Source organism: Streptomyces sp. CRCS-T-1 (assembly GCF_024442335.1).
Taxonomy (GTDB): Bacteria; Actinomycetota; Actinomycetes; order Streptomycetales; family Streptomycetaceae; genus Streptomyces; species Streptomyces koelreuteriae.
Genome location: NZ_CP101651.1, coordinates 7,414,538 through 7,437,082 on the forward strand (window position 1 = coordinate 7,414,538; position 22,545 = coordinate 7,437,082).

Consider the following 22,545-nt stretch of genomic DNA (forward strand, 5'->3'; position numbering starts at 1 on the left):
AATGGTCTCCGAGCACTCCGACGCATCCGACGGCGACTCCGCCGCACTGGCGTTGAAGATCCTGGTCGCCGGCGGATTCGGCGTGGGCAAGACCACGCTGGTGGGCGCCGTCAGCGAGATCCGGCCGCTGCGCACCGAGGAACTGCTCAGCGAAGCGGGGCAGTCGGTGGACGACACCGACGGCGTGGACCACAAGACCACCACGACCGTCGCCATGGACTTCGGACGCATCACCATCCGGTCCGGGCTCTCCCTTTACCTGTTCGGCACGCCTGGCCAGGACCGGTTCTGGTTCCTGTGGGACGAGTTGTCACAAGGGGCGCTCGGCGCGGTGGTGCTCGCGGACACCCGCCGCCTGGAGGACTGCTTCCCGGCGGTCGACTACTTCGAGCACCGGCGCATCCCGTTCGTGGTGGCCGTCAACTGCTTCCCGGGCGCCCGGCAGCACGGTGCCCCCGACGTCTCCCGCGCCCTGGACCTCGACCGGGGGACGCCCGTGGTGCTGTGTGACGCCAGGGACCGCGACTCGGGGAAGGAGGTGCTGATCAGGCTGGTCGAGTACGCCGGGCGGATGCACACCGCCCGGCTCCTCGACTCGGTCGGCTGACCGGGGGTACGCGCGCGGTCAGTCCGCGATGTCCCGCTCCGCCAGAACCTTGTCGACGGCGACACGGACGAGCAGCTCGCCCGGGACGCCGTTGCGGGCGCCGAACTCCTCGGCGCGGTCGTCGCCCATGTACCGGGCGCCGATGCGGGTGGCCCAGTGCCTGACCTCGTCGAGGTCGCTCACCAGGCGGGCGCGGCCCTGGACCACGACGAAGGAGTACGGCGGCCGGTCGTCGTCCACGCACAGGGCGACCCGGCCGTCACGGGCGAGATTGCGCCCTTTCACGGTGTTCTCGCCGGTGTTGAACACCACCTCGTCCCCGTCCAGCAGGAACCAGATCGGGGCCACGTGCGGGCTCCCGTCGGCCCTGACGGTGGAGAGCTTCGCGGTGCGGGTGCCGTGGGAAACGAACTCCCGCCATTGCGCGTCGGTCATCTTCTCTGCCATGGCTCCCATCCTCCTTGCCCCGGCAGCGGTCGTGGGGAAGGCTGGCGTGGAGATCCTCCGGCCAGGGGGAGAATCGCACGGGGAGAAAACGGGGAGATCGGAACATGGCGCAGAACCAGGGACTCGACTGGCTGCTGGACGACCTGACCGAGCGCGTCCACCAGGTGCGGCACGCACTGGTCCTGTCCAACGACGGCTTGGTGACCGGGGCGAGCACGGGACTGCGCCGCGAGGACGCGGAGCACCTCGCGGCCGTGTCGTCCGGGTTGCACAGCCTGGCCAAGGGCTCGGGACGGCACTTCGGCGCGGGCAGCGTACGCCAGACGATGATCGAGTTCGACGACGCGGTGCTCTTCGTCACCGCGGCCGGCACGGGAAGCTGTCTGTGCGTCCTCAGCGGCGCCGAGGCCGACATCGGCCAGATCGCCTACGAGATGACCCTTCTGGTGAACCGGGTCGGCGAGCACTTGGACGTGGATGCCCGCCAGCCCGAACGGAAACCGGCCACAGACGTCTGACCTGCGGAGTCGTCTTCCCTCGCGGAGTTATCCACAGGCTCGTCACGCAGAGTGCCGGATCGGCTACGGTTTTCTCACGGCGACCGCACACGGCGTGAGCCGCCGACTCCACGGGGGAGACCGACCATGTCAGGCACCATCGCGAAACCCGACCGCCTCATCCTCGCTCCGAGCCGGGCCGCCCGCGAACTCGACCTCAAGCGCGGTGACTTCGACCTCGCCGTGAATCTCGGGCTCATCCGGACCGTCCCGGACGAAGGGGGCGGAGGGCTGTGCGTCGCCCGCGCCGAGATCGACCGGCTGCGCGCCGAGGACCGCTTCCCGGAGGTGCTGCGCGAGCGCGTCGCGACCGTCGGCACCAGTGAGGGCGCCGGACTTCTGGGCGTGACGCCCGCCAGATTCACGAGTCTCGCCCGCTACGGCCTGCTCGTGCCGGTCAGGTTCTACCTCAACCGCTACCGGGCGGTCGTCTGGCTGTATCTGGCCGAGGAACTCCGGCAGTTCGCGGCAGAGGGGAGCAACGCCCGGCTGCTGAAGGGGCGCACACCCGCACAGATCCGGGAAGGGCAGAAGGACGGGCTGGACCGGCGGCCCCGCAACTGGCGGGGACGCCAGGTCGGGTTCCTGACGCGGCAGGACGGGCACGACGCGTGGGCTCACGCGGCGGCCGTCGCCGCTCTTCTCGACCCCGCCGACGTGGCGGAAGCCGTCACGGACCCCTACGAGCGCGCCCACCTGGACCTCCTCCGTCCCCGCCTCCCGGCGCACGGCGCCCCCGGCTCACCCGCCGCGGAACGGGCCGAGACCCTGATGACGGCGAGCGAGCCGGACGAAGTGGCCTGGTTCCTGGCGGACCTGGCTCACACGATGGAGACCGCGCGAAGGCACCACCCGGCACCGCGTCCCGTCCCGGAACCGGCCCGTGAACCCGCCCCGGCATCACCCGCAGAGCCGACCGCGCCACCCCCGGCTCCGGCCGGAGACCGGCCCGAGGCCCCGGACCGCACTCCTCCACACGGCCTTCTGGGATGGCTGCACCGCAGAGGCCGGCGACATTCAGGATGAAAAGCGATGAGTTTGCGGACGCATCCCGGTCGGAATTCTGAGGAGACCATTCCAGGAGGCGATCATGTTCAGTGAGACGAAGGCGTTCAGCGGGTTCTCGGTGAACGACATCGACGCGGCCAAGGCGTTCTACGGCGACACCCTCGGACTCCGGGTGTCGGAGGAGAACGGCCTGCTGTTCCTGCACATCGCTGGCGACCGGGACACCCTGGTCTATCCCAAGCAGGACCACACTCCCGCATCGTTCACCATCCTCAATTTCCCCGTCGACGACATCGAGGCCGCGGTCGACGAGCTGACGAAGAGAGGCGTGAAGTTCGAGCACTACGACCACCTCAAGCCAGACGAGAAGGGCATCTTCCGCGGCGGCGGTCCGCTGATCGCCTGGTTCACCGACCCCGCCGGGAATGTGCTGTCCGTGCTCCAGGAACCCTGATCGGTCACTCGTCAGGATTCAGAACGGTCGGCGCCCCGGCCAGGATGCCGCCGTCCACGACGAACTCGCAGCCCGTCGAGAAGGTCGCCTCGGCGACGATGAAGAGCACCATGCGGGCGACCTCCTCGGGCTCGCCGAACCGGGGGATGGGCTGCCCCGCGGTGTACGCGTCGCCGAAGCCGGCCGTCATCGGGGTGCGGATGGCACCGGGGTGGACGGAGCAGACCCGGACCCGGTCGGGCGCGAGTTCCAGCGCGGCGACCTTCGTCAGGCCCCGCAGGCCCCACTTGCCGGCCGCGTACGCCCCGACACCTGCGTAGGCGGTCAGCCCCGCAAGGGAGGACATGTTCACGATCACACCGCCCCCGGCCCGACGCAGCGACGGTGCCACCGCCCGCATGCCCAGCCAGGCGCCCGTGAGGTTGACGTCGACGACCCGGCGGAAGGCCTCGGGGCTCTGCTCCTCCATCGGGCCCCAGTCGACGATCCCCGCGTTGTTGACCAGGACCGAGACCGGGCCCAGGTCCCGCTCCGTCTCGGCGAGGGCCCGCTGCCAGTCGTCCTCGCGGCTGACGTCCAGATGGAGGTAGCGAGAACGGCCGCCGAGGCCGGCCGCCAGGTCCGCCCCCTCGGTGTCCCGGATGTCGGTGACCACCACGGAGGCGCCCTCGGCCGCGAGGGCGCGGGACACCGCGGCTCCGATGCCCCCGGCCCCACCGGTGACGATCGCCACCTGTTCACTGAGACGCTCCATCGTGACCTCCTCGGCTCAGGGTGCTCCCGCTGTCTGACGCTCCCCGCCCGGAGCCTCACCCGGAGCCACCAGCGACTGGGTGAGCGGGATCCGTGCCAGGGCGAGCACCCCCGCGGCGATCAGCGCGACGCCGAACAACTGGGGCAGCAGCCACCACCCGGAGCGGATCGTCTCCTCGTACAGGAGGATGCCGAGGGCGAGGCTCACCAGCGCGTCGCCGAGGGTGAGGGCGGGCTGCGAGGCGACGAGCGGGCCGGCCTGCATGGAGTTCTCCAGCAGAAACAGGGCGCACACGCCGGTCGCGGCGAAGGCGTACGTCTGCCACGCGGTGAAGAAACCCACGAGTCCCTGCTCATCCAGGATGTGCATGGCGGCTTTCATCAGGGCCGCGGTCACCGCGTAGCTGATCGCCGTCGCGGCACCCAGGCAGGCGGCCCGGGCGCGGCCCTCCGGGCGCTTGAGGGCGGCGAGGGCGAGGGCGACGACCGCGCCCGCGCACACGGCGAGCGCCGGAATCCAGCGGTCCAGCTCCACATGGGTGCGATTGCCCGAGGGGGACGCGGCGGCCAGCGCCACCGCCAGCCCTGCCACCACAACCGCCACGGCCAGCCAGCCCGCGCCCGGCAGATGCCGGTGCATCAGAAGAGAGGCAACGATGAGGGTGAGCGGCAGCTCCAGCACGAACAGCGGCTGCACGATCGTCAGCGGCCCGGTAGCCAGCGCCAGCGCCTGGCAGACGGCGGCGCCGATCACCGCGAGGATGCCGGCCAGCCACACGGGCCGGCGCAGCAGATCGAGGATCAGCCCGGCCCGCAGCCCCTGGGAGCGTGGCACGGTGAGCGCCGCCTTGCGTTGCAGCACCGTCGCGACGGCGTTGCTGAGGGCCGCGCAGACCGCGAAGACGACGGGGAGCACGGTGTGCAGCGTGGCCACCTCCCGGATCGGCGGGCGTGTGACGCCTGCGGTGCCTCCTCCTGCCATGGTCACCGGATCGGGGCACGGGCGCGAACGGAGTGCCGAAGCGCGCGTGCCCCGAGCGGCGCAAGGCCGGGCCGGACGGGCCGCGAACCGGTCAGTCCAGCTTGCGGAAGAGTCCCTCCTGCACGACCGAGACGACCAGCCGGCCCTCGGTGTCGTAGATCCGGCCCCGGGCCAGACCGCGGCCGCCGACCGCGATCGGCGACTCCTGGTCGTACAGCAGCCAGTCGTCGGCGCGGAACGGGCGGTGGAACCACATCGCGTGGTCCAGGGACGCCATGTCGAAGCCCCGCGGGCCCCACAGCGGCTCCACCGGGATGCGGACGGCGTCCAGGAGGGTCATGTCGCTGGCGTAGGTGAGGGCGCAGGTGTGGACCAGCGGGTCGTCGCCCAGCGGTCCGACCGCGCGCATCCACACCGCGCTGCGCGGTTCGGAGTCCTCGACCTCCTCGGTGGTCCAGCGCAGCCGGTCCACATAGCGGATGTCGAAGGGCTGGCGGCGGGCCATCCGCTCCAGCTGCTCGGGCAGCGCGCCCAGGTGCTCACGGATCTCGTCCGTGACCGTGGGCAGGGACTCCGGGTCCGGGACCTTGCGGGCCGGCGGCAGCTGGTGCTCGAAGCTGCCCTCCTCCGGCTTGTGGAAGGAGGCGGTGAGATTGAATATCGTCCGGCCCTGCTGCACGGCGGTGACCCGGCGGGTCGTGAACGACCGCCCGTCGCGCACCCGCTCGACCTGGTAGACGATCGGCACACCTGGGATGCCCGGGCGCAGGAAGTACGCGTGCAGCGAGTGCACCGGGCGGTCGCCCTCCGTGGTGCGGCCGGCGGCGACCAGGGCCTGGCCCGCCACCTGGCCGCCGAAGACCCGCTGCAGGGACTCCTGCGGGCTGCGGCCGCGGAAGATGTTGACCTCGATCTGCTCCAGGTCGAGCAGGTCGACGAGTCTCTCGGCCGGGTTCGTCGTCATGAGTGGAACTCTCCTGTGGTCGCTGCGGTCCGGCCGTTCACAGCTGGCCGACGTCGGTGACGCGGACGATGGCACGGCCCTCCGCGTCGGAGGCGGTCAGGTCGACCTCCGCGCTGATGCCCCAGTCGTGGTCGCCGTTCGGGTCGTGGAAGATCTGCCGGACCCGCCACAGGGCGTTCTCCGGCTCCTCCTCGATGAGCAGCAGCTTGGGGCCGCGGGCGTCGGGGCCGGTGCCGAGGTCCTCGTACTCGTCGAAGTACTTGTCCAGCGCCTCGCCCCACGCGTCGGCGTCCCAGCCGGACTCCCCGTCCATCTCGCCCAGCGTCTCGACCTGGTCGAGGGCGGCCAGCTCGACCCGGCGGAACATGGCGTTGCGGACCAGCACGCGGAAGGCGCGGGCGTTCGCGGTGACCGGCTTGACCTCGTCGGCCTTCTCCTGGGCCTCCTCGGCGGTCATCTCCGCCGGGTTGGCCAGCTGCTCCCACTCGTCCAGCAGGCTGGAGTCGACCTGGCGCACCATCTCGCCCAGCCAGGCGATCAGGTCTTCCAGATCCTCGGACTTGAGGTCGTCGGGGACGGTGTGGTCCAGGGCCTTGAAGGCGCTGGCGAGATAGCGCAGCACGATGCCCTCGGTGCGGGCCAGCTCGTAGTGGGACACCAGCTCCGTGAAGGACATCGCCCGTTCGTACATGTCACGGATGACCGACTTCGGCGACAGCGGATGGTCGCCGACCCAGGGGTGGCTCTTGCGGTAGGTGTCGTACGCGTGGAAGAGCAGCTCCTCCAAGGGCTTGGGGTACGTGATGTCCTGGAGCCGCTCCATGCGCTCCTCGTACTCGACCCCGTCGGCCTTCATCAGGGCGACGGCCTCGCCGCGCGCCTTGTTCTGCTGGGCGGCGAGGATCTGCCGCGGATCGTCGAGCGTCGACTCCACGACGGACACCATGTCGAGGGCGTACGACGGGGACTCGGGGTCCAGCAGTTCGAACGCGGCGAGCGCGAACGTGGACAGCGGCTGGTTGAGCGCGAAGTCCTGCTGGAGGTCCACCGTGAGGCGGACGATGCGGCCCTCGGCGTCCGGCTGGTCGAGCTTCTCGACGATGCCGCCGTCCAGCAGCGAACGGTAGATCGCGATGGCCCGGCGGATGTGCCGCAACTGCTGCTTGCGCGGCTCGTGGTTGTCCTCCAGCATGCGGCGCATCGCCTCGAAGGCGTTGCCGGGGCGGGCGATCACCGACAGCAGCATCGTGTGCGTCACCCGGAACCGGGAGGCCAGCGGCTCCGGTTCGGAACCGATGAGCTTCTCGAAGGTCTGCTCCGACCAGGCGACGAAGCCCTCCGGCGCCTTCTTGCGGACGACCTTGCGGCGCTTCTTCGGATCGTCGCCCGCCTTGGCCAGCGCCTTCTCGTTCTCCACGACGTGCTCGGGCGCCTGCGCGACGACGAAGCCCTCCGTGTCGAAACCGGCCCGCCCGGCGCGGCCCGCGATCTGGTGGAACTCCCGGGCCCGCAGGGTGCGTACGCGAGTGCCGTCGTACTTGGTGAGGGCCGTGAACAGCACCGTGCGGATGGGGACGTTGACGCCCACGCCGAGCGTGTCCGTGCCGCAGATGACCTTCAGCAGACCGGCCTGCGCCAGCTTCTCCACCAGGCGGCGGTACTTGGGCAGCATGCCCGCGTGGTGGACGCCGATGCCGTGCCGGACGTAGCGGGAGAGGTTGCGGCCGAACTTCGTGGTGAAGCGGAAGTTGCCGATCAGCTCGGCGATCCGCTCCTTCTCCTCACGCGAGCACATGTTGATGCTCATCAGCGCCTGCGCCCGCTCCACGGCCTGCGCCTGCGTGAAGTGCACGATGTAGACGGGCGCCTGCCGGGCCTCCAGCAGGTCGGTCAGCGTCTCGGTGAGCGGGGTGTAGCGGTACTCGTACGACAGCGGCACCGGGCGGGTCGCCGAGCGGACCACCGCGGTGGGGCGGCCGGTGCGGCGGGTGAGGTCCTTCTCGAAGAAGGAGACGTCGCCGAGCGTCGCCGACATCAGCACGAACTGCGCCTGCGGCAGTTCCAGGATCGGGATCTGCCAGGCCCAGCCGCGGTCGCCCTCCGCGTAGAAGTGGAACTCGTCCATCACGACCTGGCCGACGTCCGCGTCCTTGCCGTCGCGCAGCGCGATCGACGCCAGGACCTCGGCGGTGCAGCAGATGACGGGGGCGTCGGAGTTCACGGACGCGTCGCCGGTCAGCATGCCGACGTTCTCGGTGCCGAAGATCTTGCACAGTTCGAAGAACTTCTCCGACACCAGCGCCTTGATCGGAGCCGTGTAGAAGGTGACCTCGTCGCGGGCCAGCGCGGCGAAGTGCGCACCCGCCGCGATCATGCTCTTGCCGGAACCGGTGGGTGTCGACACGATCACGTTCGCGCCGGAGACCACCTCGATCAGCGCCTCCTCCTGGTGGGGATAGAGCGTGAGACCCCGCTCGCCGGCCCACGACTCGAAGGCTTCGTACAAGGCATCGGGGTCGGGGGTCCGCGGGAGCTGATCGATGAGGGTCACGCCCCCATCTTGCCTGGCCTGATGCCCGATGGGGGAATCGGCTGCGGGCTCGAAGATCACGAACGCTACGCTGGGTCGCCGACGACATGTCAGCGCACCCGGTCAACTGGACAGCGGCACACGAGGAATGGGGCGGCAACGGCCATGATGGGACCAGCACACTCACTGTCGGGCGCCGCCGCCTGGCTCGGCGTCGGCGCGGCGGCCGCCGCGGCCGGGCACCCGATGCCCTGGCCGGTCCTCCTCGTGGGTGCCCTGATCTGCGCCGGTGCCGCGCTCGCCCCGGACCTCGACCACAAGGCCGCCACCATCTCCCGGTCCTTCGGACCGCTCTCACGCTGGCTGTGCGAGATCGTGGACAAGCTGTCGTACGCCGTCTACAAGGCGACGAGGAAGCCGGGCGACCCGCGCCGCTCCGGGGGGCACCGGACGCTCACGCACACCTGGCTGTGGGCGGTCCTGATCGGTGCGGGCACCTCGGTCGTGGCGATCACCAGTGACCGCTGGGGCGTGCTGGCGATCCTCTTCGTACACATGGTCCTGGCCATCGAGGGTCTGCTGTGGCGGGCGGCGCGCGGCTCCAGCAGCGATGTCCTGGTGTGGCTGCTGGCCGCGACCACGGCGTGGATCCTCGCGGGTGTCCTGGACAAGCCGGGCAACGGCGCGGACTGGCTGTTCGCGGCGCCGGGGCAGGAGTACCTGTGGCTGGGGCTGCCGGTCGTGCTGGGGGCGATCGTCCACGACATCGGGGACGCGCTCACCGTGTCCGGGTGCCCGATCCTGTGGCCCATACCCGTGGGGCGCAAGCGCTGGTACCCGCTCGGGCCGCCGAAGGCCCTGCGGTTCCGGGCGGGCAGCTGGGTCGAGCTCAGGGTGCTGATGCCGGTGTTCATGCTGCTCGGCGGGGTGGGCTGCGCGGCGGCGCTCAACTTCATCTGAGCGCGCCCCGGGCCTGAAAGGCGGGGCTCAGGCGCCGCCGTACCGCCGCTCGAACCGGGCGACCCGGCCCTCCGAGTCCACCGTGCGGGCCTTGCCCGTGTAGAAGGGGTGGCTCTCCGAGGAGATCTCCACGTCCACGACGGGGTAGGTCTCGCCGTCGTCCCATTCGATGCGTTCGCCGCTGGTCGCGGTGGACCGGGTCAGGAAGGCGTATCCGGCGGTCCGGTCGCGGAAGACGACGGGGTGGTAGTCGGGGTGCTGGTCCTGCTGCATGGATGCTCCTCGTCTCAGCCGGACAGGGTGTCCTCGTCGACGACGTGCACGGCGGCCTCCTCGGCCGACGCCGCGGCGCCGTCGATGCCCACGTCCATGGCGACCAGCGCGCTCTCCTCGTCCTCGTGCGCGCCCTCGTCGGGTGCCACGAGCCGGCCGGAGCGGGCGTCGCCGACCTCGTTGTCCAGGAGTTCCCCGTCGGTGCCCTGGCAGTCCCCGAGGCCGTCACCGTCGGGGGCGGCGGCGTCCGGCAGCTCCTCGGAGAGCCGCTGGTCCAGCGTCTCGCCCGCGTGCCGCTCGGCCGCCGTCACACCGAGGTGCTCGACGGCCCAGGGCCGCTCGGGAGGGGACCAGCCCCGGTCCAGGGGATCGTCGACGCCGTCGTCCACCAGGGTGTCCTCGGCGTCGAGCAGCCCCGTGTCCTCTCGCTGCTCGTCTTGATCCGGTTGGTAGACATCGTCTCCCCAACCGTCGGACCTGTTCACGGGTACCTCCAGGGGGTGGGGACGGGCCCGTTCTCACCGGGGCCCGCGCCGGGCCGCCGCCGCACGGAGCACTGACGCCGCCCGCCGCCGAACCGCTCCGGTTCCCGGGCGTTCCCCGAGCCGGTGCCTGATTCCAGCCTTCCACCCGGCCTCGTCCCCGCGCAACGCCACGGGCCCCTGCCGGGGGCTCGGCCGTGCCCTTGAGGACTCTGGCCTGCCGCAGACGCCGGGGCCCTCCGCCCGGTGGGTGGAATCCCGATCTGTCTATCGCCCAGGGGCGGGGCGAGTGGGCTGGTCACCCCTGCTGACGGCGGCCGTGTCCGCGAGATCGGCGGCTGCCGGCCGGCCAAGGGCCGTGTGGGTCCCGGCCGCCCGGCCCGGCCGTCGCCGCGTGGCCGACCACTCCGGACATGCCGAGCTGGGTCGGCCGTCCGGACGCGTCGACTTCCCGGCGACGGCCGGGCCGAAGGCCCCGCGCTCAGCGCCCTCGGCCTCGCGCTCCGGCCTTCGGCGTCTTCGGTCTCGCGGTCTGGCCCTCGGCGCTCCGGCCTTCGGCATCTTCGGGCCCGCAGCGCTTCAGGCCTCGTGCTCCGGCCTTCGGTGTCCTCGGCCTGGCGCCCTGGCCCTCGGCGCTTCAGGCCTCGCGCTACGGCCCGCGGCGCCATCGGCTCAGCGCGCCCCGGCCCCGGCACCGACACCCCGGCCCCGGTATTCCCGGCTTAGGCGTCCCGGCCCCAGCGCCCAGCCCCGGTGTCCCCGACTTGGGCGTCCCGGCCCCGGCATCCCCGGCCCGGGCGCCCCGGCCCCCCCAAAAAAGCCGAGGCCCACCCATCGCCGCCCCCACACCGCAGGTCCGGCGCGCGTCACCCGTGCCAAGACCTCCACAACGCCGCGTACGCCCCCTCCGCCGCCACCAGTTCCTCGTGGCTGCCCAGTTCGCTGATGCGGCCGTTCTCGACGACGGCGATGACGTCCGCGTCGTGGGCGGTGTGGAGGCGGTGTGCGATGGCTACGACGGTGCGGCCGTCGAGGACGCGGGCCAGGGAGCGTTCCAGGTGGCGGGCGGCCCTGGGGTCGAGGAGGGACGTCGCCTCGTCCAGGACCAGCGTGTGCGGGTCCGCGAGGACCAGGCGGGCCAGGGCGATCTGCTGGGCCTGGGCCGGGGTGAGCGCCAGGCCGCCGGAGCCGACCTCGGTGTCCAGGCCGTCGTCGAGAGCCCGGGCCCAGCCGTCCGCGTCGACCGCGCCCAGCGCCGCCCAGAGTTCGGCCTCGACCGCGTCGGTCCGGGCGAGGCGGAGGTTGTCGCGCAGGGAGCCGACGAAGACGTGGTGCTCCTGGTTGACCAGCGCGACATGGGCGCGGACGCGTTCCGCCGGCATCCGGGACAGCTCGGCGTCGCCCAGGGTGATCCGGCCGTCCCGGGGCGCGTAGATCCCGGCGAGCAGCCGGCCCAGCGTCGACTTGCCCGCACCCGAGGGCCCGACCAGGGCCAGCCGGGTGCCGGGGGAGACCTCCAGGGACACCTTGCGCAGGACGTCCACGCCCTCCAGATAGCCGAAGTGCACCCGGTCGGCCCGCACATGGCGTCCCTCGGGCGCCACGGAGGAGTCGCCGGCCTCCGGTTCGATGTCCCGGACCCCGACCAGCCGGGCCAGCGACACCTGGGCCACCTGCAGCTCGTCGTACCAGCGCAGGATCATGCCCACCGGGTCGACGAGCATCTGGGCGATCAGCGCCCCCGTCGTGAGCTGCCCGACGTCGATCCAGCCCCGCAGGGCGAACACACCGCCGACCAGCAGGACCGAGGCGAGGACGGTCACGTGGGTGACGTTGAAGACCGGGAAGAGCACCGACCGCAGCCACAGCGTGTAGCGCTCCCAGGCCGTCCACTCCTTGATCCGGCGCTCGGAGAGGGCCACCCGGCGATCACCGAGGCGGTGCGCCTCGACCGTACGCCCGGCGTCCACCGTCTCGGCGAGCGCGGCGGCCACCGCGGCGTACCCGGCGGACTCCGAGCGGTACGCGGCCGGCGCCCGCCGGAAGTACCAGCGGCAGCCGACCACCAGCACCGGCAGGGCGAGCAGCACGGCGAGCGCCAGCGGCGGCGCCGTCACCACCAGCCCGCCCATCAGCAGCACCACCCACACCACGCCGATCGACAACTGCGGCACGGCCTCGCGCATGGCGTTGCCCAGCCGGTCGATGTCCGTCGTGATCCGCGACAGCAGGTCCCCGGTCCCGGCCCGCTCCAGCACGCCGGGCGGCAGCCCGACCGACCGCACGAGGAAGTCCTCACGCAGATCGGCCAGCATCCGCTCACCGAGCATCGCGCCGCGCAGCCGCACCTGGTGGACGAACGCCGCCTGGACGGCGAGCGCGGCCACGAACAGCCCCGCCGTGAGTTCCAGCCGCAGGTCCCGGGTGCCCGCGGACACCCTCTCCACGAGCCCGCCCAGCAGCCACGGACCGGCCATCGAGGCGATGACGGCGACCGTGTTGACGGTGATGAGCAGTACGAACGCCCGGCGGTGCCGGCGCAGCAGTTCGCCCGCGTAGGCGCGGACGGTCGCGGGGGCGCCGACCGGCAGGGTGTTCGCCGTCGTCGGGGCGGCCGGGTCGTACGCCGGTGGCGCGACGCCGATCATGCCTTCTCCTCGATCTCTTCCAGTTCCGCCAGTACGTCGGTCAGGTCGGCTTCGCCGTTCAGGGCGGCCTCGTCCTCGGTCTCGCGGGTGACGACCGCCCGGTAGCGGGGCTCGGTGCGCACCAGCTCGCGATGGGCGCCGACCGCGGCGACCTCGCCGTCGTGCAGGAACACGACCCGGTCGGAGCGGTCCAGCAGCAGCGGGGAGGAGGTGAACACCACGGTCGTGCGCCCCGCGCGCAGCTCCCGCACGCCCTCGGCGATCCGTGCCTCGGTGTGCGAGTCGACGGCCGAGGTCGGCTCGTCCAGGACCAGCACCTCCGGGTCCGTGATCAGCGACCGGGCGAGCGCGAGCCGCTGGCGCTGCCCGCCGGAAAGGGACCGGCCGCGTTCGGTGATCCGGGCGTCCATGGGGTCGGCGGCGTCCAGCGAGCCCTGTACGAGCGCCGCCAGCACGTCGTCGCACTGCGCGGCGGCCAGCGCCTCACGCGGCTCCACGGCACCCGACGCGGGTACGTCGAGCAGTTCGCGCAGCGAGCCGGAGAGCAGCACCGGGTCCTTGTCCTGGACGAGGACGGCCGTACGGGCCGAGTCCAGCGGGAGTTCGTCGAGCGGCACACCGCCGAGCAGCACCGAGGTGCCCTCCTGCGAGGGGTGTCCGCCCAGCCGTTCCGCCAGCCGGCCCGCCGCGTCCGGGTCGCCGCACACCACGGCGGTGAGCCGGCCAGGGGTCGCGAGCAGCCCGGTGTCCGGGTCGTACAGGTCTCCGGCGGGGGCCTCGGCGGCGCGGGACCCGGCGGTGTCCGTGGCCCGCTCCAGCGACAGCACGCCCGCCGCCCGCTTGGCCGAGGGCCGCGAGAAGGAGTACGCCATGGCGATCTCCTCGAAGTGCCGCAGCGGATAGGTCAGGACCATCACCGAGCTGTAGACGGTGACCAGTTCGCCGACGGTGATCCGGCCCTGGCGGGCCAGCTGCACGCCGTGCCAGACGACGGCGATGAGCAGCAGCCCCGGCAGCAGGACCTGGATCGCGGAGATCAGGGACCACATCCGGGCACTGCGCACGGCCGCGTGCCGGACCTCCTGGGAGGCGCTGCGGTAGCGGTCGAGGAACAGTTCCTCGCCGCCGATGCCGCGCAGCACGCGCAGCCCGGCGACGGTGTCCGAGGCGAGTTCGGTGGCGCGTCCGGCCTTCTCGCGCTGGGTGTCGGCCCGCCGGGTGGCGCGGGGCAGCAGCGGCAGCACGGCGAGCGCCAGCACGGGCAGGCCGACGGCCACGACCACGCCGAGCGCGGGCTGGTAGACGAGCAGGCCGACGCAGACCAGCACGATGGTGACCAGAGCGGCGGTGAACCGCGACAGGGCCTCCACGAACCAGCCGATCTTCTCGACGTCACCCGTGGACACGGCCACGACCTCACCGGCGGCGACGCGCCGGGTGAGCGCCGAGCCCAGCTGGGCCGCCTTGCGGGCGAGCAGCTGCTGGACGCGGGCGGCCGCCGTGATCCAGTTGGTGATGGCGGTGCGGTGCAGGAAGGTGTCGCCGACCGCGTTGGTGACGCAGACCAGCGCCAACAGCCCGCCCGCCAGGGCGAGCCGTGTGCCGGAGCGGTCGACGACGGCCTGTACGGCGACTCCGACGCAGAACGGCAGCGCGGCGACGGAGGCGAAGTGCAGCAGCCCCCAGGCCAGCGACTTGAGCTGTCCGCCCAGTTGATTGCGGAAGAGCCACCACAGGAATCGGGGACCCGAACGCGCGTCCGGCACGCCGGGGTCGGCGTAGGGAAGGTCTTGAATCTGCATGACGTCCCAGTGGCTCGTGTCAGGGGGTATGGAGGGTTCGGCCGGTGGCAGCAAACCGTGACAGGTTCGCGTCGCGGCGTGGTCGGAGGCAACCGGTTTTACGGTGGGCGGGCGGCATACCGACCGGAACCGGCCGACAGAGGTGGGAACAGCGCTGTCTCGACGGGCAGTTGCTCATTGCACAGGCGCCGGACTCCCCGTAGAACACCGGCCATGAAGAGACGGATCGTCATGTCCATGCTTGCCGGGGCGACCCTCCTGACGAGCACCCTCCTCGGAGCCGGTCCCGCCCGGGCGGCCGACGTCCCCGCCGAGTTCGGCACCGACTGGCACGACCCGGTCACCGCCGCCCCGCCCGTCGCCAAGCCGTCGGGCAAGTCCTGCGAAGTCACCGTCGCCCAGGCGCAGTTCCGCGACTTCACCCCGTACCGGGGCACGTACACCCCGCCCGGCGACTGCGGCGACCGCTGGAGCAAGGTGGTGCTGCGGCTCGACGGCAAGGTCAAGGGGCGCCAGTACGACCGCCTCGGCTATCTGCACGTCGGCGGCGTGGAGATCTTCCGTACGTCGACGCCGCAGCCCTCGCCCGACGGCATCGAGTGGTCCGTGGAGAAGGACGTCACGCGCTACGGCGACACCTTCCGAGGGCGCCAGGACGTCGAGATGCTCATCGGCAACGTCGTCGACGACACCTACACGGGCGTCCTCGACGTCAAGGTCACGCTGACGTTCTACGAGGGCCGCCCGGACGGCAAGAGCCCCGACCGGGTCCTCACCCTCGACGACGACTCGGCCCTCACCACCCCGCGCAACAGCGAACGCATCGTCGCCGAGGTGTACGCCACCGGCTCGGGCGGCGGCTGCGAGGAGTACTGGTACCTCTCGGTGCCCGACCCCGCGCCCTACTCCTGCAAGGCGGGCCGTGGCCCCTACCGGGAGGTCCAGATCCGTGTGGACGGCCGGCTCGCGGGCATCGCCACGCCGTTCCCGACCGTGTGGACCGGCGGCTGGTCCAACCCGTTCCTCTGGTACGTGACCCCGGGCCCGCGCGCCTTCGACATCAAGCCGATCACCTACGACCTCACCCCCTTCGCCGGGCTCCTCAACGACGGCCGGCCGCACCGCGTCGAGGTCTCGGTCGTCGGCGTCCCGGAGGGGCAGGCCGGCTGGAGCACTCCCGTGAACGTCCTCGTCTGGCAGGACGAGCGGCGCGCCCACGTCACCGGGAAGCTCACCGCGCACCGGGAGGGCGACCTCACCGACACCTCGGACTACACGCCCGGCGCGGAGCACCGCGTGGACACCGAGGGCGCGCACCGGCTGACCGTCGCCGGATACGTGGACACCTCGCACGGCCGCGTCACGACGACCGTCGGCCGCTCGCTCGCCCACACCTCCGAGCACCGCTGGACCGACGGCGAGACGAACGACGGTCTGGGGGCCGTCTGGACCGACGACGAGTCGGTCACCGTCGACGGGCGCGGACCGGCCCGCAGCACCCGCACCCACCGGACCTACACGATGGACGGCACGACCACCCTCGGGGCGGGCGACCGGCTGCGCACCGTACTGGCCCTCGGCGACCGTGCCACCACCGTCGAGACGCGAGGCGGGCGGCGCACCGCCTGGTCGCGCCTCGACGACTCCTACACGGGCGACGCCACGTACACGGCGAACGTGCCCCGCGACCAGCGGCACGCGGTCGGCACCACGAGCGAGCGCTACCGGCTGTACGGCTCACGCGGCTGCTACGACCGCACGCTGACCACGGTTCAGGGGGTGCTCACGGGCGACCGCGACCGGTGCTGAGGGGAGCGGTGTGGCCGGTGCTGACGGGAGCGGTGTGGCCAGTGTGACATGCGTCACTTAAGCCACTTTTACGTGTCCGAAACATTGCGGTCTTGTGCGCGATCAAGACAGCCTCCAAAGTGTTCGGTTACGGAAGCAGCTTTCCGTATCGCAGAAGTCCCCTCCGGCCTCTGTGTAGCCCGTCCCCCAAGGAGGCCTCGTGCCACCGTCCGTACCGTCTCTGCCGCGACGTGTCGCACGCACACTGCGTACCTCACTTTTCGCGCAGGTCCTCTGCGCGCTCGTCCTCGGAATCGTCGTCGGAAAGCTGTGGCCGGACACGGCCACGGCTCTCCAACCGCTCGGCGACGGTTTCACCCGCCTCATCAAGACCGTGATCTCACCGCTGGTGTTCTGCGTGGTCGTCGTCGGCATCGCCAAGGCCGGCGATCTGAAGGCCTTCGGCCGGATCGGGGTCAAGGCCCTGATCTGGTTCGAGGTCGCCTCCACGGTCGCCCTGGTCATCGGTCTCCTCGCCGCCAACCTCGTCGGGCCCGGCAAGGGCATGAACGTCGACCCCGGTTCGCTCGACGCGGCCGCCGTGGAGAAGACGACCGGCGGCGAACATCTGCCCTCGACGACCGAGTTCCTCCTCCACGCGCTGCCCGAGAGTTTCGTCGGCGCCTTCGCCGACAACGAGCTGCTCCAGGTCCTGATCCTGGCCTGCCTGGTGGGCGCCGCCCTGCTGCACCTCGGGCACACCAAGGTGCCGAAGATCCTGCCCGCGATCGACCAGGCCCAGGAGGTCATCTTCGCGGTCGTCGGCTTCGTCATGCGCCTGGCGCCGATCGCCGTGTTCGGTGCGATGGCCCACCTCGTCGGCAACTACGGGCTGGGCGTGATGAAGACGTACGCCAAGCTCATCGTGCTCTGCTATGTCGCGGCGGCGTTGTTCATCGTGCTGCTCGCCGTCGCCCTGCGCCTGGTGACCGGGCTGAGCCTGTGGAAGTTCCTGCGCTACATCCGCGAGGAGATGCTGCTCGCGCTCGGTACCGCGTCCACCGAGGCGGTCATGCCGAGGGTGATGCAGAAGCTGCGGCGGGCCGGTGCCCGCGACGACGCCGTGGGCCTCGTGCTGCCCACGGGTTACTCGTTCAACCTCGACGGAGCCTCGCTCTACCTGTCCATCGGCACGCTGTTCATCGCCCAGGCGGTGGGCGTGGATCTGACCCTGGGTCAGCAGGTCACCGTGGTCCTGGTGCTGATGCTGACCAGCAAGGGCATGGCGGGCATCCCCGGCTCTGCGTTCCTCGCCCTGTCCGCGACGGCCTCCTCCCTGGGTGCGATTCCGGCCGGAGCGGTCGCCCTGCTGCTCGGCGTGGACCGCATCATGGACTCGATGCGCGTCGTCACGAACCTGCTCGGCAACTGCGTCGCCGTGTTCGCGGTGTCCCGCTGGGAGGGGGCCCTGGACACCGACCGGGCGAAGAAGACGCTCGACGGTGACTACGCGGCTCCGCCGGAGGGCGGCGACGAGGACGGCGGCGGGAAGGATGCCGCCGCCGAAACCCCGGCGATCGCACCCACGACAGCCGAGACCCCGGCGTCGGGCATCCCCACCCAGAAGCCCAAGGAGCCCGCCCCCGAGGTCGGTTGACCGAAACCGAACGGGCCGCGGCCACCGCTCCAGCAGCACGAGCGGCGGCCGCGGCCCGTTTTCGTACGCGGCTTGATCGGGGCGCTGAGCGCCGCAGGGCCCCGGCCCGCCTGGTCGGTGACGCTCTCAACTCCGCCCGGCCGAAACCTGGTTGAAGGGCGAAGCCCTGAGTACTGCCACTCCGCCTCCCCGCTGATCGGCGAAGCCCTCAGCACCGCCCGATCGGCGCCCCGTCGATCAGCGTGTCCAGCAACCCCCCGAGCGCCGCACGCTGATCCCCGGTCAGCGGTGCGAGGATCTCCTCCGCGGCCGATCTGCGGGCCGCCCGCAGCTCGCGCAGGGCGCCATGGCCGTCGTCCGTGAGCTCGATGCGGATGACCCGCCGGTTCACCGGGTCCGGGACCCGCCGCACCTTCCCGCTCGCCTCCAGCGCGTCGACCAGCGTCGTCACGGCCCGGGGCACCACCTCCAGGCGCTCGGCCAGATCGGCCATGCGCGGCGGCGAACCCCAGTGCGCGAGGGTGCGCAGCAGCCGGGACTGAGCCGGGGTGATACCGAGGTCGCGCTGCTCCAGATGACGCTTCTGGATGCGATGCACCCGGCGGGTGAGCCGCAGCAACTGCTCGGCGAGCAGGCCGTCGGGATCGGGCGTGGTCATACGGGAACAATATCAGGATGCAGTTCATTGTGAGTATAGGTAACAATGAGCTACGATCCGACCCGCCCGGCGCCCGCCGGTGCCGTACCGCTCTCGAAGGAGCCCATGCCTCCCGATCACGAAACCCCCTGGACCCCACCCGACGGCTCGAAGGAACAGCCCCGGCAGGTCCGCCGCATCCTCAGACTCTTCCGCCCCTACCGCGGCCGTCTCGCGATCGTCGGCCTGCTGGTCGGCGCCGCCTCGCTGGTCTCGGTCGCCACGCCCTTCATGCTGAAGGAGATCCTCGACGTCGCGATCCCCGAGGGGCGCACCGGCCTGCTCAGCCTGCTCGCCCTCGGCATGATCCTCAGCGCCGTCCTCACCAGCGTCTTCGGCGTGCTGCAGACCCTGATCTCCACGACGGTCGGCCAGCGCGTCATGCACGACCTGCGCACCGCCGTCTACGGCCGGCTCCAGCGCATGTCCCTGGCGTTCTTCACCCGTACGCGCACCGGCGAGGTGCAGTCCCGCATCGCCAACGACATCGGCGGCATGCAGGCCACCGTCACCTCCACCGCGACCTCCCTGGTCTCCAATCTGACCAGCGTCATCGCGACGATCGTCGCGATGATCGCCCTCGACTGGCGCCTGACCGTCGTATCCCTGCTGTTGCTGCCGGTGTTCGTGTGGATCAGCCGCCGCGTCGGCAAGGAGCGCCGCAGGATCACCACCCAGCGCCAGAAGCAGATGGCCACCATGGCCGCCACGGTCACCGAGTCGCTCTCCGTCAGCGGCATCCTGCTGGGCCGCACGATGGGCCGCTCCGACTCGCTGACGAAGACCTTCGCCGACGAGTCCGAGGAACTCGTCGACCTGGAGGTGCGGTCGAACATGGCCGGCCGCTGGCGCATGGCCGTGATCACGATCGTGATGGCCGCCCTGCCCGCCGTCATCTACTGGACCGCCGGCATGGCACTCCAACTGGGCGGCCCCCAGGTCTCCATCGGCACGATCGTCGCGTTCGTCTCGCTCCAGCAGGGCCTGTTCCGCCCGGCCGTGAGCCTGCTGTCGACCGGTGTCCAGATCCAGACCTCACTCGCCCTCTTCCAGCGCATCTTCGAGTACCTCGATCTGCCCATCGACATCACCGAGCGCACCGACCCGGTCCGCATCGACCGCGTCAAGGGCGAGGTCCGCTTCGAGAACGTCTCCTTCGGCTACGACGACCAGGGCGGCCCGGTCCTCGACGCCATCGACCTCACCGTCCCGGCGGGCAGCAGCCTCGCCCTCGTCGGCTCCACCGGCGCCGGCAAGTCCACGCTCGGCTATCTGGTGCCCCGGCTCTACGACGTCACCGGCGGCCGCGTCACCCTCGACGGGGTCGACGTCCGCGACCTCGACTTCGACACCCTGGCGCGCGCGGTCGGCGTCGTCTCGCAGGAGACGTACCTCTTCCACGCCTCGGTCGCCGACAACCTGCGCTTCGCCAGGCCCGACGCCACCGACGAGGAGTTGTACCGGGCGGCGAAGGCGGCACAGATCCACGACCACATCGCGTCCCTGCCCGACGGCTACGACACCGTCGTCGGCGAGCGCGGCCACCGCTTCTCCGGTGGTGAGAAGCAGCGCCTGGCCATCGCGCGCACGATTCTGCGCGACCCGCCGGTCCTCATCCTCGACGAGGCCACCAGCGCCCTGGACACCCGGACCGAGGCCGCCGTCCAGGAGGCCATCGACGCCCTGTCGGCCGACCGCACCACGGTGACCATCGCCCACCGGCTGTCCACGGTGCGGCATGCCGACCAGATCGTGGTCCTCGACACGGGGCGCGCCGTCGAACGCGGCACGCACGCAGAACTCCTGGAGCGGGACGGGCGGTACGCGGCACTCGTACGCCGGGATGCCCAACTGGAAGCGACAAGCTGAAGATATGCCAGGTTTGTGACGAAATGCGGGTTACCGTGCCCGCATGCAGACGAACACTCCGCCACGGAGCCCCATGCGACTGACGCGCCGGGGCCGTATCGTCCTCGTCGCGACCGGAGCCGTCCTGGTCGGCACCGCCGTGGCGGTGCCGCTGCTGATCCTGGGCCCCGGGGACGGCGGCGGCCGGACCGCGACCCTGGTGATCCCGGAGGGCTGGCGCGCGAGCCAGGTCTACGCCGCCGTCGACAAGGCCCTTGCCCTGCCGCCCGGCAGCGCGAAGAAGTCCTTCGCGAAGGCCGCCGCGAAACTGCCGGACGACGCCCGGGGCAACCCGGAGGGCTACCTCTACCCGGCGACCTATCCGCTCCCCTGGAAGGCCAAGCCGGAGAAGCTCCTGGCGCGGATGGTCGACACCGCGAACGAGAAGTTCAACGGCGCGCCCATCGCCGCGGGGGCGCAGCGCAACGCCATGAACGTCTACCAGGCCGTCACCATCGCCAGCATCGTCCAGGCGGAGGCGGCCACCGCGGACGACATGGGCAAGGTGGCCCGGGTCGTCTTCAACCGCCTCGAACGCGGTATGCCGCTCCAGATGGACTCCACCGTCAACTACGCGCTGGGCCGCTCCACCCTGCGGACGACGGACAGCGACACCCGCATCGAGAGCCCCTACAACACGTACCAGCGCATGGGTCTGCCGCCCTCACCCATCGACAATCCGGGCGAGGAGGCGATGCACGCCGCCGTCAACCCGCCCGCGGGCGACTGGCTGTACTTCGTCACGGTCCGGCCGGGCGACACCCGCTTCACCGCGGACTACGCGGAACACCAGCGCAATGTCGCGGAGTTCAACGCCCAGGTGAAGAGCACGGTCCCGGCGGCGGCCCCTCAGGGGAGCGGGGCACCGCGCGACCAGCCGTGAACGGCCCGCAGCCGACGTCACGTCATGGTGCCGTCACGCCGCGACCGGCTCCTGCGTCAGCAGTCGCCTGATGTCGCGGACGGCCGCACGCCCGGCCCGGTTCGCTCCGATTGTGCTGGCCGACGGTCCGTAGCCGACGAGGTGGATCCGCGGATCGGTGGCCGCGCGCGTGCCCTCGATACGGATTCCGCCGCCCGGCTCGCGCAGCCGCAGCGGGGCGAGGTGGTCGACCGCGGGCCGGAAGCCGGTGGCCCACAGGATGACGTCGGCGTCGACGTGCCGACCGTCCTTCCAGTCCACCCCGGTCGGCGTGATCCGGTCGAACATCGGCTGCCGGTCGAGCACCCCGTCCTCGATGCCCCGCCGGATCGCGTCGTTGAGCGGCAGCCCGGTGACCGAGACGACGCTCCTGGGCGGCAACCCCTGCCGCACCCGCTCCTCGACGAGTGCGACCGCCGCCCGGCCCGCGTCCTCGTCGAAGGGCCCCTCACGGAAGACGGGCGGGCGCCGCGTCACCCAAGTGGTGGACGCGGCGTACGCGGCGATCTCCAGCAGATGCTGCGTGCCCGAAGCACCGCCGCCCACCACCACGACCCGCTGCCCGGCGAACTCCTCGGGCCCGGGATACCGCGCGGTGTGCACCTGCCGTCCCCGGAAGGTCTCCTGCCCGGGGTAGCGCGGCCAGAACGGCCGGTCCCAGGTGCCGGTCGCGTTGATCAGCGCCCGCGTCGACCACACGCCGTCCGAAGTCTCCACGAGCAGCCGCCCGCCGGAACCCTCGCGCACCGCCCGTACGTCGACGGGCCGCCGCACCCGCAGCTCGAAGGCCTGCTCGTAGCGGTCGAAGTAATCGCTGATCACCTCTGCGGACGGCCGCTCCGGGTCCGCACCGGTGAGCTCCATCCCCGGCAGCGCGTGCATGCCGTGCACCTTGCCGTACGTCAGCGACGGCCAGCGGAACTGCCAGGCGCCGCCGGGCCCGGGGGAGTGGTCCAGCACGACGAAGTCGCGGTCCGGCTCGTAACCGGCCCGCCGCAGGTGAAAGGCGCCGGCCAGACCGGCCTGACCTGCGCCTATGACGACCACCTCGACCTCGCGCGTGTTGTTCACGATTTCTACCAACCGTGCGGGAGGCGTGGATCTTC

Annotated in this window: 20 protein-coding genes; 9 read left to right on the forward strand and 11 right to left on the reverse strand. The window is 71.5% G+C overall.

Annotated features, from left to right (window positions below; translation table 11 throughout):
• Position 1: 1 nt before the first annotated feature.
• Complete coding sequence (locus NNW99_RS33675; protein ID WP_215122922.1) at positions 2–607, forward strand: ATP/GTP-binding protein; 606 nt, start codon at positions 2–4, stop codon at positions 605–607.
• A gap of 18 nt (positions 608–625) precedes the next feature.
• Here NNW99_RS33675 and NNW99_RS33680 read toward each other — a convergent pair whose 3' ends face one another.
• The gene (locus NNW99_RS33680; protein ID WP_215122923.1) at positions 626–1,054 is read right to left on the reverse strand and encodes a PPOX class F420-dependent oxidoreductase; all 429 of its coding nucleotides are present in this window, start codon (positions 1,052–1,054) and stop codon (positions 626–628) included.
• 104 nt (positions 1,055–1,158) lie between these two features.
• Here NNW99_RS33680 and NNW99_RS33685 point away from each other — a divergent pair, with 104 nt between their 5' ends.
• The 3 genes from NNW99_RS33685 (at position 1,159) to NNW99_RS33695 (ending at position 3,073) form a co-directional block, all read left to right on the forward strand.
• Positions 1,159–1,572, forward strand: a complete 414-nt coding sequence (locus tag NNW99_RS33685) for a roadblock/LC7 domain-containing protein (protein WP_215122924.1) — start codon at positions 1,159–1,161, stop codon at positions 1,570–1,572.
• 126 nt (positions 1,573–1,698) lie between these two features.
• A complete protein-coding gene (locus NNW99_RS33690) occupies positions 1,699–2,637 on the forward strand; it encodes a DUF6397 family protein (RefSeq protein WP_215122925.1) in 939 nt (312 codons plus the stop codon).
• 64 nt (positions 2,638–2,701) lie between these two features.
• Positions 2,702–3,073: a VOC family protein gene (locus NNW99_RS33695; protein WP_215122926.1), complete on the forward strand. Its 372-nt coding sequence runs from the start codon at positions 2,702–2,704 to the stop codon at positions 3,071–3,073.
• A 4-nt stretch (positions 3,074–3,077) separates the two neighbouring features.
• Here the strand turns inward: NNW99_RS33695 and NNW99_RS33700 are convergent, their stop codons facing one another.
• The 4 genes from NNW99_RS33700 to NNW99_RS33715 all read right to left on the reverse strand — a co-directional run bounded on the left by NNW99_RS33700 (position 3,078) and on the right by NNW99_RS33715 (position 8,323).
• Positions 3,078–3,827, reverse strand: a complete 750-nt coding sequence (locus NNW99_RS33700; RefSeq protein ID WP_215122927.1) for an SDR family oxidoreductase — start codon at positions 3,825–3,827, stop codon at positions 3,078–3,080.
• Between the two features lie 15 nt (positions 3,828–3,842).
• The gene (locus NNW99_RS33705; protein WP_215124544.1) at positions 3,843–4,751 is read right to left on the reverse strand and encodes a DMT family transporter; all 909 of its coding nucleotides are present in this window, start codon (positions 4,749–4,751) and stop codon (positions 3,843–3,845) included.
• Between the two features lie 148 nt (positions 4,752–4,899).
• On the reverse strand, positions 4,900–5,772 hold the full coding sequence (locus NNW99_RS33710; protein WP_215122928.1) for an acyl-CoA thioesterase II: 873 nt from the start codon (positions 5,770–5,772) through the stop codon (positions 4,900–4,902).
• Between the two features lie 37 nt (positions 5,773–5,809).
• Positions 5,810–8,323, reverse strand: a complete 2,514-nt coding sequence (locus tag NNW99_RS33715) for an RNA helicase (RefSeq protein WP_215122929.1) — start codon at positions 8,321–8,323, stop codon at positions 5,810–5,812.
• A gap of 144 nt (positions 8,324–8,467) precedes the next feature.
• On the opposite strand from NNW99_RS33715, the gene NNW99_RS33720 reads away from it, so the two are divergent.
• Positions 8,468–9,262: a metal-dependent hydrolase gene (locus NNW99_RS33720; RefSeq protein WP_215122930.1), complete on the forward strand. Its 795-nt coding sequence runs from the start codon at positions 8,468–8,470 to the stop codon at positions 9,260–9,262.
• A 27-nt stretch (positions 9,263–9,289) separates the two neighbouring features.
• Here NNW99_RS33720 and NNW99_RS33725 read toward each other — a convergent pair whose 3' ends face one another.
• The 4 genes from NNW99_RS33725 to NNW99_RS33740 form a co-directional block, all read right to left on the reverse strand.
• Entirely contained in the window at positions 9,290–9,535 is a 246-nt protein-coding gene (locus NNW99_RS33725; protein WP_215122931.1) for a type B 50S ribosomal protein L31, read from the reverse strand.
• 14 nt (positions 9,536–9,549) lie between these two features.
• Complete coding sequence (locus NNW99_RS33730) at positions 9,550–10,020, reverse strand: DUF5709 domain-containing protein (RefSeq protein WP_215122932.1); 471 nt, start codon at positions 10,018–10,020, stop codon at positions 9,550–9,552.
• 863 nt (positions 10,021–10,883) lie between these two features.
• Positions 10,884–12,665 (reverse strand): ABC transporter ATP-binding protein, encoded by a 1,782-nt coding sequence (locus NNW99_RS33735; protein ID WP_215122933.1) that lies wholly within the window; start codon positions 12,663–12,665, stop codon positions 10,884–10,886.
• A complete protein-coding gene (locus tag NNW99_RS33740; RefSeq protein WP_215122934.1) occupies positions 12,662–14,467 on the reverse strand; it encodes an ABC transporter ATP-binding protein in 1,806 nt (601 codons plus the stop codon). The genes NNW99_RS33735 and NNW99_RS33740 overlap by 4 nt, the downstream gene beginning before the upstream one ends.
• 213 nt (positions 14,468–14,680) lie before the next feature.
• Here NNW99_RS33740 and NNW99_RS33745 point away from each other — a divergent pair, with 213 nt between their 5' ends.
• Together NNW99_RS33745 and NNW99_RS33750 are read left to right on the forward strand one after the other, a co-directional pair.
• Positions 14,681–16,276: a peptide-N4-asparagine amidase gene (locus NNW99_RS33745; protein ID WP_215122935.1), complete on the forward strand. Its 1,596-nt coding sequence runs from the start codon at positions 14,681–14,683 to the stop codon at positions 16,274–16,276.
• 199 nt (positions 16,277–16,475) lie between these two features.
• On the forward strand, positions 16,476–17,912 hold the full coding sequence (locus tag NNW99_RS33750; RefSeq protein ID WP_215122936.1) for a cation:dicarboxylate symporter family transporter: 1,437 nt from the start codon (positions 16,476–16,478) through the stop codon (positions 17,910–17,912).
• A 208-nt stretch (positions 17,913–18,120) separates the two neighbouring features.
• On the opposite strand, the gene NNW99_RS33755 is transcribed toward NNW99_RS33750, so the two are convergent.
• The gene (locus NNW99_RS33755; protein WP_215122937.1) at positions 18,121–18,570 is read right to left on the reverse strand and encodes a MarR family winged helix-turn-helix transcriptional regulator; all 450 of its coding nucleotides are present in this window, start codon (positions 18,568–18,570) and stop codon (positions 18,121–18,123) included.
• Positions 18,571–18,675: 105 nt separating this feature from the next.
• Between NNW99_RS33755 and NNW99_RS33760 the strand changes: the two genes are divergently transcribed.
• Both NNW99_RS33760 and mltG read left to right on the forward strand, forming a co-directional pair.
• Complete coding sequence (locus NNW99_RS33760) at positions 18,676–20,478, forward strand: ABC transporter ATP-binding protein (RefSeq protein WP_215122938.1); 1,803 nt, start codon at positions 18,676–18,678, stop codon at positions 20,476–20,478.
• 43 nt (positions 20,479–20,521) lie between these two features.
• Complete coding sequence (gene mltG, locus NNW99_RS33765) at positions 20,522–21,400, forward strand: endolytic transglycosylase MltG (RefSeq protein ID WP_215122939.1); 879 nt, start codon at positions 20,522–20,524, stop codon at positions 21,398–21,400.
• Between the two features lie 33 nt (positions 21,401–21,433).
• On the opposite strand, the gene NNW99_RS33770 is transcribed toward mltG, so the two are convergent.
• Positions 21,434–22,510, reverse strand: a complete 1,077-nt coding sequence (locus tag NNW99_RS33770; RefSeq protein WP_215122940.1) for an NAD(P)-binding domain-containing protein — start codon at positions 22,508–22,510, stop codon at positions 21,434–21,436.
• Between the last annotated feature and the right edge of the window lie 35 nt (positions 22,511–22,545).

What these genes read in the sequence shown, in the direction of transcription:
- NNW99_RS33675 (WP_215122922.1), top strand. Translation starts at nt 2, where the DNA reads ATGGTCTCCGAGCACTCCGACGCATCCGACGGCGACTCCGCCGCACTG.
- NNW99_RS33680 (WP_215122923.1), bottom strand. Translation starts at nt 1,054, where the DNA reads ATGGCAGAGAAGATGACCGACGCGCAATGGCGGGAGTTCGTTTCCCAC.
- NNW99_RS33685 (WP_215122924.1), top strand. Translation starts at nt 1,159, where the DNA reads ATGGCGCAGAACCAGGGACTCGACTGGCTGCTGGACGACCTGACCGAG.
- NNW99_RS33690 (WP_215122925.1), top strand. Translation starts at nt 1,699, where the DNA reads ATGTCAGGCACCATCGCGAAACCCGACCGCCTCATCCTCGCTCCGAGC.
- NNW99_RS33695 (WP_215122926.1), top strand. Translation starts at nt 2,702, where the DNA reads ATGTTCAGTGAGACGAAGGCGTTCAGCGGGTTCTCGGTGAACGACATC.
- NNW99_RS33700 (WP_215122927.1), bottom strand. Translation starts at nt 3,827, where the DNA reads ATGGAGCGTCTCAGTGAACAGGTGGCGATCGTCACCGGTGGGGCCGGG.
- NNW99_RS33710 (WP_215122928.1), bottom strand. Translation starts at nt 5,772, where the DNA reads ATGACGACGAACCCGGCCGAGAGACTCGTCGACCTGCTCGACCTGGAG.
- NNW99_RS33720 (WP_215122930.1), top strand. Translation starts at nt 8,468, where the DNA reads ATGATGGGACCAGCACACTCACTGTCGGGCGCCGCCGCCTGGCTCGGC.
- NNW99_RS33725 (WP_215122931.1), bottom strand. Translation starts at nt 9,535, where the DNA reads ATGCAGCAGGACCAGCACCCCGACTACCACCCCGTCGTCTTCCGCGAC.
- NNW99_RS33735 (WP_215122933.1), bottom strand. Translation starts at nt 12,665, where the DNA reads ATGATCGGCGTCGCGCCACCGGCGTACGACCCGGCCGCCCCGACGACG.
- NNW99_RS33740 (WP_215122934.1), bottom strand. Translation starts at nt 14,467, where the DNA reads ATGCAGATTCAAGACCTTCCCTACGCCGACCCCGGCGTGCCGGACGCG.
- NNW99_RS33745 (WP_215122935.1), top strand. Translation starts at nt 14,681, where the DNA reads ATGAAGAGACGGATCGTCATGTCCATGCTTGCCGGGGCGACCCTCCTG.
- NNW99_RS33755 (WP_215122937.1), bottom strand. Translation starts at nt 18,570, where the DNA reads ATGACCACGCCCGATCCCGACGGCCTGCTCGCCGAGCAGTTGCTGCGG.
- NNW99_RS33760 (WP_215122938.1), top strand. Translation starts at nt 18,676, where the DNA reads ATGCCTCCCGATCACGAAACCCCCTGGACCCCACCCGACGGCTCGAAG.
- mltG (WP_215122939.1), top strand. Translation starts at nt 20,522, where the DNA reads ATGCAGACGAACACTCCGCCACGGAGCCCCATGCGACTGACGCGCCGG.